This window comes from Antricoccus suffuscus (assembly GCF_003003235.1).
Classification (GTDB): Bacteria; Actinomycetota; Actinomycetes; order Mycobacteriales; family Antricoccaceae; genus Antricoccus; species Antricoccus suffuscus.
The window spans coordinates 1-13,612 of the sequence record NZ_PVUE01000018.1; the positions used below are offsets into that span (position 1 = coordinate 1).

Consider the following 13,612-nt stretch of genomic DNA (forward strand, 5'->3'; position numbering starts at 1 on the left):
CGGGCATGAAGTTAGAACACGCGCAGCCCGAAGTCTGCTGCCACCGCAATCAGGTCCGCGTCGTCGGTGTCGATAGTGTGACCGCGGCGCTGCGTGAGACGAGTTCCTCGAATACTGCCCAACACTCGTGATCACTGAGCCGCGGGACGTACCTGAGGCCCGAGTACGTATGCCTCCACCGTTGCCGAGTAGCACTGCTAGCGGTCTCGACTCCCGCTAAAGCACGGGGACCCTGCAACCACGAATGGTTGCGGGGTCCCGCGGCACCTCTACCGGATGCTCGAAGAGTAGACCCCCATCTAACCTTTGACCGAGCCTCGCACGGTATCAATGCGGCTCCCCCCGAAGTCCCCAAATCGATGCGTGCTCGCTTATTTAATACCAATCTGCTGGTCAGCGGTAGTAGAAAACGCAACTTTGTCTGGTCAAGTGACCGAGTCGACATCCGTGTCGAATCTTCGGTGCGCACGTTTTTCCGCGTAGGCTTAGCAAGTCTCGGGTCGCTCCCGGGGCATCTGGCCTCGGGGTCGCTTCCGAGGCCGTGCGACCGACTCCCCCGGAGGCGAGTCGCGGAGGCCCCCAAATCCCCCCGAATTGCTCGGGGGCCTCACCAAACCACAAGCACCCCACTAGTGATTAGCGGGTGGGGCTTCTTGGCGTTTTACAGCCGCCGTTGTGGGTACATGAGACCCGTGGCTATGACTACGTCACAGGCCCCGCGCCAATACTTTCGTACCGGCGCGGGGCCGTCGGCCGCCCCATCTCGAGTAGTCCGCCGATCCGAACGACCGAGGCAAACGCATCGACCGTAGATCGTCTCTCCACGCTCCAGGCGCGCGCAGACGCGGAAAGAAGGCATAGGTTCCCTAACCTCAACTATGAGTCGCCTCACAACAGCGGTTAGCAATGGCATCGAGCCTAGAGTGAATATAGTTTCCCCTGCTCACCATGGAAAACCGTTCCGAGAGGAGGACGAGTCGTGAGCGCAGCCCCCGCGAGCGTGACGCGAACCCGGCGGGACGTAGACCTGCACGAGTGGGCGCGGCACCGACCGGCTGGCGGGACCGATTTCGATAATCATGACGCGATACGAGAGCTAAGCAGACGCCACGCCGCTGCGTCCGCCCGCGACCAGCAGCTGCTCGGCGGGCGCGCCGCTCTCGACCGACTGCTCACCGAGCCAGAGCCAGATCCCGCGCTACTGGTTCAACAAGTAACCGCCCTGTCCGTCTTACGCGCGCGGCTCACCCAGCTCGCGGACCGCACCGGCCGGGAACTGCTCAGCCTGCACGCCGGAGAACCACCCTCGGCCGAGGCGTTCAACGCCGCCCTGCCGGCAGACCGGGCACTGCTCGCGCGCGGAGTACGACTACGGATCGTCTATCCCGTCGAGTTCGCGCAACTCTCCCGAGTCCGGACATACACCACTACCATCTGCGCGGACGGCGCGCAGGTACAGTTCACCGACGCAGTCCCCTACCGAATGATCATCTCCGATGGCGCCCGCGCGGTGGTGCCGATCGTGCGCGACCGGCGCAGTGACGGCGCAATTATCACCACCGAGCCGGCCCTAGTCATCGGGCTGCGTCATCTTGCCTGGGGACTATTTCGCAGCGGCCGGGAACTGAAGCAGATCGACCCGGCAGCACCCAGCGGCCGCCCCACCCAGATCGAACTCGCAGTAATCCGCGTGATGAGTGAAGGCCTGACCGACGAGGCCGCATGTAAACGGCTCGCGGTCAGCGAACGCACCTTCCGCCGACACGTCGCGCAGTTATTGGAGCGGCTGGGCGCGACCAGCCGGTTTCAGGCCGGGATCCGCGCCGTCGAACGCGGTTGGCTGTAGCCGTATTCGGAGCATCTGATGGGACTTCGCCGCGAGAGCGGCGGGGCTTCAGGGTCTTTGGGTTGTTCGGTTCAGAGGGACGCGAGGACCCGCACAAGGCCATCTTCAGCGAATGTGCCCGTGATCTCCGACGCCACGGCCCGAAGCTCTTTGGGAGCATGACCCATAGCCACCCCGCGCCCGAACTGCCCTGCCCATTGCAGGAACTCGATGTCATTGAAGCCGTCGCCGACAGCGAGGACGCGGTCGCGGCCGAAATCGAGCACCGCCCGAACCTTCTCCGCTGCCACCGCCTTGGTGATGCCTTCCGCGGCGATATCAAGCCAGGCCGTCCAGCCGAGCGAGAACGTCACTCCCTTAAGGTCCATCCGTTCGACGCTCACCCTGAACTCGGAGACATCGTGATCAGGGAGGACCGCGATTACTCGGACCGCCCGACCATCGAGCAAGGTCTCGAACGGCACGATGACCTGGTCCTCGGCGGCCCCGGTCGTCGCGGGCGGGAATGGATGCGTATACCGGTAGGTGCCGGCCTCGTCCTCTACGGCGATGTGCGCTTCTGGCAGATGCGCGCGGATCGCCTCCAACACTGCCGCGGTCTGGAAACCCGCCGCGTGGAGTCGGTGATACCCGCTCGTCGCTGCAGTATCCCGCTGCAGGATCACGGCGCCGTTTGAGCAGACGAGGTACTCCGGCCACACTCCGATTCGGTCGAGCACGGGCAGAGTCGTTGCCGCCGACCGACCCGTAGCGATGAGCAGGTGGTGACCCACCCGTTCGATGCGTCGAAGTTGAGTCACCACCGCCGGGCTTGCCTCCTCTGTCTCGCCAATCGTGGTGCCGTCCAGATCGATCGCGACAAGCCAGGCACCCTGAGCGACGCTGCCCGGTTCCTTCATGACATCGCTCGGGCGATCGTCGGGCATGCCCGCACGCGCCACGTCGGGCGGCTCTGCGAATTCATTGCCGCTGCCGTTGCCTCGGATGGCATAGAGAGACTCCTGATCGTTTGGTGATGGACTGCGAACTCAGATAACGCGAGTTTCTGTAGACGGCTGGACCCAGTCTCCATTGACCGCGTCGCGGGGTCATCCAGGTCGAGGAGACGGTTCGAGCTTGCGCAATACCTGCGCCATAGCCGTCTCCCCTTCGACGTAGCTGGCATGAGGCCACACAGAGTCGGTGTAGCCGACGGCAGAGCGCCTCTGACCATTGCATCTCGCCGATCCGTCGCTACTGTCCTGGTTGACGGGTAAAGCATGCCCCGAGCGGGGCTGCGCTGTCGTATGCCAGCGCAGGCTCCGACCTTCCTTCGTCGATGTAAGTCAGTCGGTGATGGTCACCACTGCGCTGGGAGCGTCAAGGAGTGCAACGGTGCGCTCGGCGGCGCGGTCGATCTCCACGCGCGGCTCGGCGGGGATGCCACTCTCGTTGTATGTGCCGGGCCCGTAAAACTGCCCGTAGCTGAGCAGGACACCGCCCTCGGCGAGGACGGTGGCCTCGAGCTGCTTCACTGCGCGGGCGTCGGGCCCGTCGGGCAGCTCCCAGGCCACGGTCTGCGCGAGGATCTTCGGTGAACCGCTCGCGCGGGCCGCATCGATGATGTTCTGATTGCCCTCGGTGCGGATCCGGGCGTTCAGGTCACCGAATTCCGCGATCCTGTTCACATCGTCGGGCAGATCGGTGAGCTCATTGAGTATGAAGTCTGGCTTGAATTCGACGACGGCGGCGATGAGCGCGTCACGGTCAAAGACGTCGACGAGGAGCGGCTGGGCGCCGAGCTCCTTGAGCCGATCTGTCTTGTTCGCCGATCGCGTCATGCCTGCCACTGTGTGGCCTGCGGCGACGAGCAGCGGGATCAGACGTTGGCCGATGACTCCGGATGCTCCGGCTAGAAAAATTCTGGACATCGTGTTCTCCGTTTCTATGTTGGTAGAGCTGATAGCCGCTCAGGCGCGGCGTGTGAGTCGTGCTTGAGCGACGAGGCTCAACAGAGCCAAGAGGATCGTGAGGGCGGTATAACAGACCACGGCGGGGATCTCTCCGAGTGGTTCGACGAGCTGCCCTTCGCTCACGATGGGGAGACCGAATGCGAGGTAGGACACCACGTAGATCGATGCGACGATCCCGGCGCGTTGATGCGATGTGACCAGGGGGATGAGCAACTGAAGGGCGGCGGTGAAGGACGCACCGAAACCGATGCCGGCGACGGCCTGTCCGAGGATCATGATCGTCAGGCTCCCCGCGAAGACCCCGCCGATGATCCCCGCGGCGCCGACGATAGACGCGTAGATGCCGATGAGCATCGCCCGGCGCGAGGGCACTTTGGCGAAGACGAGCCCGATCCCGGCCGCCATCGCCGGCGCCACGAATCCAGCGAACCCGCCCAGGAATGGGCTGTCGAGATAGAAGATACTGCGCACCATGTTCGGCGCTAGGCCCCCTGAGAGACCGGCCAGCATCCAGACTGCCGCAACCACTGGGGCCGCTGCGTAGAACTCTTTGCGAGCTGACGACGGGATCGAGACCCGCGGGGTTAATGATCGACGCCATCCTGGGCTGCAGGTCACCGTTTCAGGCGAAGCGATCACGGTAACGCCCCCGAGGATCGTCAGCACGATCAGCACGACGAACACGATGGTGTTCGCTGCCGGGGTCAGCTGTATCGCAAGCCCCGCCAGGAGTGACCCCAAAGCGAGTCCTCCCGTGAGACCGATGCTGCCAAGCACGGTGCCAATTCTCTTCCTGCCCGCGGGGGCGAACTCGACCAGCGTCGCCGTGAACGCGGAAGTGGCGGCGCCGCCGGCAATTCCCTGGACGATTCGCCCAGCGATGACCCAGGTGACGTCCGTACCCACCAGGAACAGGACACTCGAGGCGAGTTGCACGATCAGGGCACCGATCAGCACAGGGCGCCGCCCGATGTAATCCGAGAGGGATCCGAGGATAAGTGCAGCGGCAAGAAACCCGATCGCGTAAACCGCGAATGCCACGTTGATCATCTCGGGTGGGAAGCCCCACTGCTGCTTGTACGCCACAAGAAGAGGCGTCAGCGCACCAGCAGCAAGATACATGCTGGCGAACGCGACGGCGGCGCCCGTCATCGCAAGGCCGCCAGGCAAAGCGCGAGGCCTCGGTACGACGCCAGATGGGGCCGCGGTTTGAGTAGAAAGCACGAAAGCTCCTTGTAAGGAGAGGAATGCGGCCGATGTGGATTTCCGACCGCTGTAATTCCACGCTAGTGAGAAACGGTCTACATGTTTAGTCCACTTTTGGGTCAATTGGGCAGACCAATTTGCCTGACGCGGATCAGAACGACAAAATCGCGGCACCCGCCTCAGACCATTGGTCGGGAACCATGGCGGATGCAACCGCGAACCCAAGGTCGAGTGCGTTCGGTTCACCGTCGTCTAGGTCCCCGCGTGCTCTGCGGTAGCACGCTCGAGTGCCTCCGCCCGACCAGGGACGGCGCCCTTCCGGTGCTGTCCTCTGCCTGCGCTACGTTTCCAGGCAACAGGTGAGAAGTCGACGGCCGCATACCGCTCGAGGTGTCCTTTTGCAGATCGCTTTTTGTCCGTCTGGCAAGAGAGCTGATCCGCTGGACTACGGCAGAATGCTGCGGAGCGTCCTCAACGCTCCGGGCCAGGCGCTGTCGGATACAGCCGAGAAGTTGACGACCAACGCATCGCTCCACGGCTGATGTACATCGACCGACGGGTGACGGAACTCCCCGAGGCCACCGACGATCAACCCTTGTCGTGCGGCCGCTTGGAGGACCCGTGCCTCCGTACCCTTGGGAAGGGTCAGGACGGCCTGCAACCCTGCCGCCATGCCTGCGACCCGAACATTGGAGGCGCTCTCTTCGATGGCCTCGATGAGTTCATCGCGGCGGCGACGATAGTTTTGCCGTCTGCCCCGAACATGTCGGTCGAAGGCGCCGGACTTCATAAACTCGGTAAAGATCAGCTGGTCCAGCACGCTCACCGTATCGACCCGCCCTTTGGCCTCCGTGACCGCACTGAGGAGGTACTCAGGTACGACCATCCACGCTAGTCTCAGCGCCGGCGCGATGGATTTGCTAGCGGTTCCGAAGTAGACGACGTGATCGGGATCCAGGCCCTGCAGCGCACCGACGGGTTTGCGGTCATAGCGGAACTCCCCGTCGTAGTCATCTTCGAGGATCATTCCGCCGCTGCGGCGCGCCCAGTCCAGAACCGCGCTCCGGCGGTCGGTGGACAATGCGAAACCCGTCGGGAACTGATGCGCCGGCGTCAGCAGTACCGCATTCACTCCCGCCAGGTAGGTGAGGTCCTGTACCCGTGCACCGTTCTCATCGACTCGCAGTGGCGGGATGTTCATTTCTTCGTCTCTGAGCACCGCTCGATAGATGTCGAGGCCGTAGCCTTCGACGGCCACGGTGTCAATCGCATGCGCCTTGAGCGCCCGCGCGATCACGGACAGACCGTGGTGGAAGCCTGAGGTGATGACGATCTGTCCGGGGTCGGCATACACTCCGCGAACTCGGGACAGATAGTCGGAGAGAGTCTTGCGTAGCTCCCACCATCCGAGAGGATCGCCGTATCCGAAGGCAGTGTGCGGCGCCGCTGCGAATGCGCGTCGGGCTGCCGCTAGCCATGGTGCGCGGGGGAACTCCGCATAGTCCGCCACTCCCGGGCCGAGCCCGTGTGCGGATGGGCGTCGTGACCCGGTCCGACCATTCTGCGCGGGGTTACGAAGCGGTTTCGCTCGTTCCGCCACGCGTGTTCCTGATCCGTGCCGCGCGGTCAGCCAACCTTCTTCGATCAACGCGGTGTAGCACTCCGTGACCGTGCTCCGCGCGATGCCAAGGTCATCGGCCAATGCTCTGGAAGCTGGCAGCCTGGTACCCGGTACGAGCCTCCCTGAGCGAACCGCCGCGCGTAGGGCATCGGTCAGCCCTTCGCGCAATCGGGGGCCGTGAAGCTCGAGATGAAGGTCGACGCCGACCCTGGGAAGGACTTCGGTCCGCACAGTGGTCTGCGGTTTCGTCATGTTTTTGGACCCTACTCGCACTCCTCATAGTTCATCGCGCTCAACACAGGACAATCCAAAACCACCCTGGAGTCCCGGACCTTTCGCTCAGGACGCGTTGAGCGTTTCGCCGCGCTGTCATTGGCTTCCGATGCGCTGCGGGTCTTGATTCGCCGTCGATGCCCCAGCGGCGAAGGGTTTGCGCGCAGCAGGCTGCGCCACATGCACTGGGGCCCCGCAACCACGAATGGTTGCGGGGCCCCGCGGCACCTCTACCGGATGCTCGAAGAGTAGATCCCCATCTAATCTTTGGCCGAGCCTCGCACGGTATCGATGCGGCTCCCCCCCGGAGTCCCAAATCGATGCGTGCTCGCTTATCTAATACCAATCTGCTGGCCAGGGGTAGTAGAACGCAATAACTGATTGGCTGCCCGGCAACTAACCACAAACCACACACCACATGCACCATCCGCTACATCGTGTGCCGTTCCGCCGCCCATCCATGAGCACCGAGAAGATCAACGCCAGCTACCAGACCGGCGTTCTAACCCTCACGATCCCGGTCGCCGAAAAGGCCAAGCCCCGCAAAATCGAGATCAGCAGCAACAGCGACCGGGAGGCCATCAACGCCTAGCCGCGCCAGCACCTGGCGACCAGCAGATCGACGGGCAGGTGAGGATCATGCAGACCACCACCGACCACCGCTACTGGTGCAGGGACGACGCGGACGCGCAGCAGACCCTGGTGCTGCTGCGCGAGGATCGGCAGTGGCTACGCGAGCAGTTCGACTCGATCATCGCCGCCGAATGGCCAGCGCAGCCCCCGGACCCGCCATCGACCCGCGTCGCGGTCGCGCCTACTCCCGGCGCCGACCGGGTCCGTGCCACTACCGCCACCGCTCGCGCGGGACTGCCGCGGGCCCACGCGCCCGGGACCGATGGCTGGGCCCGGCCACGCTCACCACCTGGCCGGGCCTACCGCGACGCCCACCAGGCTCGTCACTATTGCTACCGGTGAGAGAGTCACTATTGCTACCGGTGAGAGAAAGGAAGGTGATCGGCATCGGCATCACGACTACCACGAGGTGACTGCTCGCTCCGCCCGCACGAATGACACCAAAAGGTGACGTCCCCTCGAGTGGTGTAGTTCCAGGCCTTGTCTTCGATGAGGCGAGCCATCGTGCGATGGTCAGTGAGAACGCTCTAAGTACTCACGAGAGGACACAACACACGATGGCTCTTGATCAGTCTGCCCTGCTTGCCCTGTTGGCTCAACTGAAGCTGACCGATGTTTCTGATCGGATCCAGTCAGTAACCGAAACGCTCTATCAGGAACTGATCGATGCTGAGGCCGCGAGCGTGATCGGCGCCGATAAGTATGAACGCACCGCTGATCGCACCACCGTCCGCAACGGCACCCGCGCCAGGACATTGAGCACTACCGCCGGCGACCTGGAACTGAAGATCCCCAAACTACGCCGGGGCAGTTTCTTCCCGTCCCTGCTAGAGCGCCGCCGGCGGGTCGACCAAGCACTGTTCGCGGTCGTGATGGAGGCCTATCTGCATGGCATCTCCACCCGAAAGGTCGATGATCTGGTTAAAGCTCTCGGAGCTGATTCGGGGATTTCGAAGTCTGAAGTGTCCCGGATCTGCGCTGATCTGGACCTGGAGGTCGGCGCGTTCACCGGCCGCGATCTGGGGGCGATGGGGTTCCCTTACGTGTTCCTTGATGCGACGTACTGCAAAGCTCGCGTCAATCACCGGGTCGTGTCCCAGGCGATCGTGGTCGCGGTCGGTATCGCCGCGGACGGTCGCCGTGAGGTCCTGGGGTTTGACGTCGGGGACACCGAGAACGAAGCGTTCTGGACCGAGTTCCTGCGGTCGCTGAAATCCCGCGGTCTCGGCGGGGTCCAGCTGGTGATGTCTGATGCTCACACCGGCCTGAAGAACGCTATTGCCGCGGTGTTGCAGGGCTCGGGCTGGCAACGGTGCCGTGTTCATTTCATGCGCAATGTCTTGTCGGTCGTTTCCAAGGGCACTCAGGAGATGGTCGCGTCGATTATTCGTACGATCTTCGCTCAACCCGATGCCCCGCACGTGCGGTCCCAGTTCGATGAGGTCTCCCGGATGCTTGCGCGGTCGCATCCTAAAGTCGCGGGCATGCTCGATGAGGCGAAGGAAGATCTGCTGGCGTTCACCGGTTTCCCGCACAAACACTGGCGTCAGATCTGGTCAACGAACCCGCTGGAGCGGGTCAACAAGGAGATCAAACGCCGCACCGACGTCGTCGGTGTCTTCCCGAACCCCGCAGCCCTGCTCCGGCTGGCCGGCGCTGTCCTGCTCGAGCAGCACGACGAGTGGGAAGCCGGCGACCGACGCTACTTCTCAACCGCGTCCATGGCCGAACTCGCCGCCATGAACAACCCCGAGAAGGAGGTCGAAGTCATGCCCGAAATCAGCGCGGCATAATCTGAAACCACTGACCCGCACGGTGTCGAGAAACTCCACCACTCAGCGGGACGTCACCCACCAAAAGAAGCGTCTGACGACCACCATGCGACGCACACGCCGGTTGGCGTACCTCCCCACGGGCCGGGGAGCAGCCCTCCTCAACTCCACGCCGAAGACCAACCCCACGCGGGGGACACCCGGTCGCTTACAACAGGATGCAGTACGCCGAGAATCGACGTTACGTAAGGTAGACCTTGGCGAATCGCATCTGATGCACGATCCGGAACCACTACTCTTGCGGTCTGTTCTTGTCAAAATATGGCGATGACGAGCGTCAACATGCAAAACGTACGTTCGACACACGCCTAAAGCATGCCCACCTGCGGGCCGGGGTCAAGGTGTCAGCCGCAAGCCCCAGCGCGCAGCCGCTGAAGTAGCGGCTATTGACGTCCCCTGACGGGCATCCTAGGGCTTCCGCCGGGCTTTCAAGCCGGTGACTTCCTCGAAGCCCTCGGGAGTGCCGCACTTCTTGGTGAGGTATTTGACGTACCCCTTCGTATAGCGATACCAGCCGGTCGGTTCGTCATAGACGCACCAGTCGGGGTTAGTGTGGTCGGGATCGGGCGCTCCCCGACCGGGGCGGGCATTCAATCGCTTATACGCAGCGGTGAAATGATTGGCGTTAAAGCGATACGGCAAGCCCGCCTGGACCTCGTCGGTCGCTGCCTTGCCGGAGAGCATGCCCATGCCGGATATGGGCTGTCGCCGGTCGCGGATGATGACTTGCCCTTTATGGCCCATCCGTTCTACCGCCGCCTTCTCGTCGTCGGTCATGTCGTTGAGATGCGTGAACTGGATTGCTACGGCGTCAGGATCCTTGGGGGCAAGCTCAACGGTGGCTCGGAGCCTAAACTCAAAGCGCGAATCATTGGTTACCTTGTCGCCAAGATCAGTGAAGTAATCAGTGAGGAGCCCATTCAGATCTGTTGGCAGGGTCTTTCGAAACTGACGAAGTGCATGTTCGCCCTGCGAGGTGAACGTTCCGACAAACAGTGGAACGCGTAGGCGCAGAGCCAACGAGCGGTCCGCACCGAATCCCGCGGTTAGCTCGGTCTCGTAATTGATCAGCAGCGCATGGGAGTGGCCGGCCAGGTTGAGCATCAGCGCGGCATCCGCGTGCGCGTGACGATGCTCGAGCCGATTCCGCAACCGAATGAAGAGACGTAGGTTTGCCGCCATGGGGTCTGTGGGATCCGTCCAGCGCTCCTTAGCGCATCGTTCAAGTTCCCATAACTTCGGTTCGCCGTCGACGCGAAGTAGCCGCTTCTTGTAACGGTCATCCCAGTAGCGGTAGTCGACTCCGTCGCGGATGAACTCGGCGTGTAACAGATACAGCCAGGCCAGGTGCATATGGACGACAAACCCCTCAAAGGAGCGGGTCTCAGCCGGATCGTTATAGAGCCGTACAGCCAAACACACTTCCTCGATGCTGGCGTCGAGCGTCGCTTGCCAGCGCGGTGGCCGGGCCATCAGAAAACCGCCACACGCGGCGATGCTACGCAAGTCACGCAGCGATCCTGGGGTTTAGGTACGGCGCGAAGATCACGTTAGACGGCCTTAGGTTCGCTGGACTACTGCCAGCGTCTCGAACCGCGTGGACCTGCGCTCCAGCTCGGCTTCTCCTAGATCAAGCGTCGTGGCGTCCTCGTCGATTCTGTCCAGGACTTCGATAGCCGAGGCGGCGACCGCACGACCCAACAATGGCGGAACCGCGTTGCCGATCTGCTTAAGCATCTGCCACTCGCTCGTGTAAAACACGAAGCCGTCGTGGAACGACTGCAATCGGCCGGCCTCCCGCACGGTGATCCAACGCTCGAACTTTGGGTGAACCCACTCGGACAGATCGCGGTGCATCTGAGCCAGAATTGTGTAAGCGGGACGATCGACCGGCAAGCGGCGCCACTTCTCTGGCCGCAGCCCGTCCCAGACATCTTTGGGCAGGCTGTCGCCTTTGGCTCCAGGCTCAAGGAGGGCGATGAGCGCTTTTCTCCGCGCCCGTATCTCCTTCGTGTGGTGGTTGCTAAGCATGCGCCGCTCAACACCTTGAGCCGCTACCTTGTCAACAGCCGTATATCGCTCACCGTCGCGGTCCAGACGCATCTCATCTAGAAAAGGCGACTTGGCGCTCGAGCGTGGGTAAGTAAGATTCTCGTAATGGATAGCAGTCCGCTCGGGCAAGTCACGGATTGCCGCCCACGCTGTCGGGGCAGGACGTTCCTGTTCCTTGAGGAACTTCGCGATCAGGTCTTCGGCTGTTCCGCCGGCATCCTCGCCATCGCGGATTCCGAAGAAAATTGCGCGACGGCGGACCTGTGGCACCCCGTAATCCGCGGCCGATACGACCGTCACGCCTGAGTTCGTGTATCCAGCGGCAGCAAAGGCTTCGAGAACCTCGCGTTTAAACCTCCCCTTGGCAAGCAACAGCATGTTAGGGACATTCTCCATAAGAAAAACCTTGGGCCGAAGTTGCTTCAGCACGCGGATGTACTGCAAGTACAACTCGTTACGCGGGTCGTCAAGGATGCGAGTTCCGATCTGGCTGTATCCCTGACACGGAGGCCCCCCGAAGAGAAGGTCCACTTCGGCATCCTTTAAGTGCCCGAAACGCTTGGACTCATCGTCGGTCCAGTCGGCGTGCGAATCGTTAAGGAACGCGTGAATGTCGCCTTCGAAGAGTGGCACTTCCGGGAAATTCTCACGGTAGGTGGATGATGCAAAACGATCGATCTCAACGGCCGCCTGCACGTCGAACCCCGCGAGGCGAACACCCTCGCAGAAGCCTCCGCACCCCGAAAATAGTGATACCGCCGTGCGCTTTGCCACACTTTGCTCCTTTGGTTCGCGCTGCTGTGCTGTGACCATAGCCGCGAAGTACGACAGAGTAAGGGACCACCGGCGAATGTGACTAATAGTCTACATATTGTGTTCGCGCGCGAATCTAGTGTCCTAACGATGTGACTTATAGTCCGTGGTCTTATCGTCCACAAATGCCTAGTGTCGCGAGCGTGCCACGGGATGAGATGACGACGCGCTTCGGCCTGATCGTTCGGCGGCATCGGATGAGCACGGGGCTTTCCCAGGAGGGACTTGCGGGAGCGGCCGGACTTGACAGGACCTACATCAGCAGCCTGGAGCGGGGGCGGCGAAACCCCACCCTCATGACGCAGCAGCGTTTGGCTGACGCCCTGGGATGCACACTCTCATCCCTTATCCACGAGGCGGAGGAGTTGTAGTGCCTTTCAGATTCAGCCAGGTTGCCACCAACGCGCTGTCCCCCGAGGACCGGTGCATCCAGGACCTCCGGGATGCGCCAATTCGAAACCGGAAGACCCAGTTCCGCCTCCTCCAACAGAACATGCTGGCCTATACATTCGGCGCCGCCCTTCCCGGATGGGGGTCGTCCGGACTCAACGCGATGCCCTTCCAGGAGGTCGTACGTCAGCCAATTGCCAACGCTCGAGCAGAGGGCGACTACCTCTATGGCTCCGACTTCACGCTCGACAGCAACGCCATTGCGAAGGTCACTGGAGACATTTACGAGACCCTCACGAGCGCTATCCTCTGGGATGCGGCGGCCTATTGGAACTCGTTCATGGCCACGGGCAACTGGCCAACGCCTCGACGCTATGCACGACCCTCAGTCGGGAGGTCGGAACGCCGACAGGTCGGCATCGTCAACCTGCCGCGCCGTTACGATTGGGTCCGGCTACTCGAACCGAACGCAAAGGCGCGGATCGCAGTACTGCGTGACAAACTTGCAGAGAACAACCTATCTATGCCGACCTCAACTCCGGACATTGCCGTAGTGGTGTTGCCCGATGAAGTGCGCAAGGACGATATCTGGCGTACTCCTTTTCTGAATCTCGACCGCGGCTCCCAAGGAACGCTCTCGACTGCCCATACGCGGCTCGCGGACTCGGTCGAACCCGGAGAGATCATCCTCGCGATGGCGCTGAAAAGTAGCCTGCGCTCAGACCGCCTGTACCAGCCGCTGTACGAGGCCAACGTGATGCAGTTACTCCTCGAAAGGCACCTCGGAGCGCCACGAGTTGAATTTGAGGTACACGCCTTAACCGCGGAGGGAACAGGCGCTACTGCGATATACACAGCCGCGTCACTTCACTCCGCTGGAGAGCCTACGGCGCACCGTGCCGTCCGGGAGCTCTACGAGCCCGCTAACGCGACGCAAATAGTGCAGCGGTTCTTCGCCTTCCTGAATCAACGCATGGCAACAGTGAGCGCTTGA

General features: G+C 62.3%; 12 protein-coding genes. 6 read left to right on the plus strand and 6 right to left on the minus strand.

Annotation, left to right across the window (positions count from 1 at the left end; genetic code table 11):
• Positions 1-979: 979 nt before the first annotated feature.
• Positions 980-1,846, plus strand: coding sequence for a helix-turn-helix transcriptional regulator (locus CLV47_RS17265; RefSeq protein WP_146135419.1), 867 nt, complete (start codon positions 980-982; stop codon positions 1,844-1,846).
• A gap of 71 nt (positions 1,847-1,917) precedes the next feature.
• Here CLV47_RS17265 and CLV47_RS17270 read toward each other — a convergent pair whose 3' ends face one another.
• The 4 genes from CLV47_RS17270 to pdxR form a co-directional block, all read right to left on the minus strand.
• Positions 1,918-2,772, minus strand: coding sequence for an HAD family hydrolase (locus tag CLV47_RS17270; RefSeq protein WP_202862659.1), 855 nt, complete (start codon positions 2,770-2,772; stop codon positions 1,918-1,920).
• A 399-nt stretch (positions 2,773-3,171) separates the two neighbouring features.
• On the minus strand, positions 3,172-3,756 hold the full coding sequence (locus CLV47_RS17275) for an NAD-dependent epimerase/dehydratase family protein (RefSeq protein WP_106350368.1): 585 nt from the start codon (positions 3,754-3,756) through the stop codon (positions 3,172-3,174).
• A gap of 39 nt (positions 3,757-3,795) precedes the next feature.
• On the minus strand, positions 3,796-5,022 hold the full coding sequence (locus tag CLV47_RS17280) for an MFS transporter (RefSeq protein WP_202862660.1): 1,227 nt from the start codon (positions 5,020-5,022) through the stop codon (positions 3,796-3,798).
• Between the two features lie 427 nt (positions 5,023-5,449).
• Complete coding sequence (gene pdxR / locus CLV47_RS17285; protein WP_106350370.1) at positions 5,450-6,877, minus strand: MocR-like pyridoxine biosynthesis transcription factor PdxR; 1,428 nt, start codon at positions 6,875-6,877, stop codon at positions 5,450-5,452.
• A gap of 481 nt (positions 6,878-7,358) precedes the next feature.
• Between pdxR and CLV47_RS17290 the strand changes: the two genes are divergently transcribed.
• From CLV47_RS17290 to CLV47_RS17300, 3 genes are all read left to right on the plus strand, one after another.
• On the plus strand, positions 7,359-7,490 hold the full coding sequence (locus CLV47_RS17290; RefSeq protein WP_272946810.1) for an Hsp20/alpha crystallin family protein: 132 nt from the start codon (positions 7,359-7,361) through the stop codon (positions 7,488-7,490).
• Between the two features lie 47 nt (positions 7,491-7,537).
• Complete coding sequence (locus CLV47_RS17295; protein ID WP_106350372.1) at positions 7,538-7,873, plus strand: hypothetical protein; 336 nt, start codon at positions 7,538-7,540, stop codon at positions 7,871-7,873.
• Between the two features lie 215 nt (positions 7,874-8,088).
• Positions 8,089-9,324 carry an IS256 family transposase gene (locus tag CLV47_RS17300; RefSeq protein ID WP_106350373.1) on the plus strand — a complete coding sequence of 412 codons (1,236 nt, stop codon included), beginning with the start codon at positions 8,089-8,091 and terminating at the stop codon, positions 9,322-9,324.
• 447 nt (positions 9,325-9,771) lie between these two features.
• Here the strand turns inward: CLV47_RS17300 and CLV47_RS17305 are convergent, their stop codons facing one another.
• Both CLV47_RS17305 and CLV47_RS17310 read right to left on the minus strand, forming a co-directional pair.
• A complete protein-coding gene (locus CLV47_RS17305) occupies positions 9,772-10,869 on the minus strand; it encodes a DUF3644 domain-containing protein (protein WP_202862661.1) in 1,098 nt (365 codons plus the stop codon).
• Positions 10,870-10,923: 54 nt separating this feature from the next.
• Positions 10,924-12,189, minus strand: coding sequence for a DNA cytosine methyltransferase (locus tag CLV47_RS17310; RefSeq protein WP_202862662.1), 1,266 nt, complete (start codon positions 12,187-12,189; stop codon positions 10,924-10,926).
• A gap of 197 nt (positions 12,190-12,386) precedes the next feature.
• Here CLV47_RS17310 and CLV47_RS17315 point away from each other — a divergent pair, with 197 nt between their 5' ends.
• Together CLV47_RS17315 and CLV47_RS17320 are read left to right on the plus strand one after the other, a co-directional pair.
• Positions 12,387-12,599, plus strand: coding sequence for a helix-turn-helix domain-containing protein (locus CLV47_RS17315; protein ID WP_202862674.1), 213 nt, complete (start codon positions 12,387-12,389; stop codon positions 12,597-12,599).
• Entirely contained in the window at positions 12,599-13,612 is a 1,014-nt protein-coding gene (locus CLV47_RS17320; RefSeq protein ID WP_170111130.1) for a Cfr10I/Bse634I family restriction endonuclease, read from the plus strand. The genes CLV47_RS17315 and CLV47_RS17320 overlap by 1 nt, the downstream gene beginning before the upstream one ends.

Coding starts and splice junctions, on each gene's coding strand:
- CLV47_RS17275 (WP_106350368.1), bottom strand. CDS start 3,756: ATGTCCAGAATTTTTCTAGCCGGAGCATCCGGAGTCATCGGCCAACGT.
- CLV47_RS17290 (WP_272946810.1), top strand. CDS start 7,359: ATGAGCACCGAGAAGATCAACGCCAGCTACCAGACCGGCGTTCTAACC.
- CLV47_RS17295 (WP_106350372.1), top strand. CDS start 7,538: ATGCAGACCACCACCGACCACCGCTACTGGTGCAGGGACGACGCGGAC.
- CLV47_RS17300 (WP_106350373.1), top strand. CDS start 8,089: ATGGCTCTTGATCAGTCTGCCCTGCTTGCCCTGTTGGCTCAACTGAAG.
- pdxR (WP_106350370.1), bottom strand. CDS start 6,877: ATGACGAAACCGCAGACCACTGTGCGGACCGAAGTCCTTCCCAGGGTC.
- CLV47_RS17270 (WP_202862659.1), bottom strand. CDS start 2,772: ATGCCCGACGATCGCCCGAGCGATGTCATGAAGGAACCGGGCAGCGTC.
- CLV47_RS17315 (WP_202862674.1), top strand. CDS start 12,387: ATGACGACGCGCTTCGGCCTGATCGTTCGGCGGCATCGGATGAGCACG.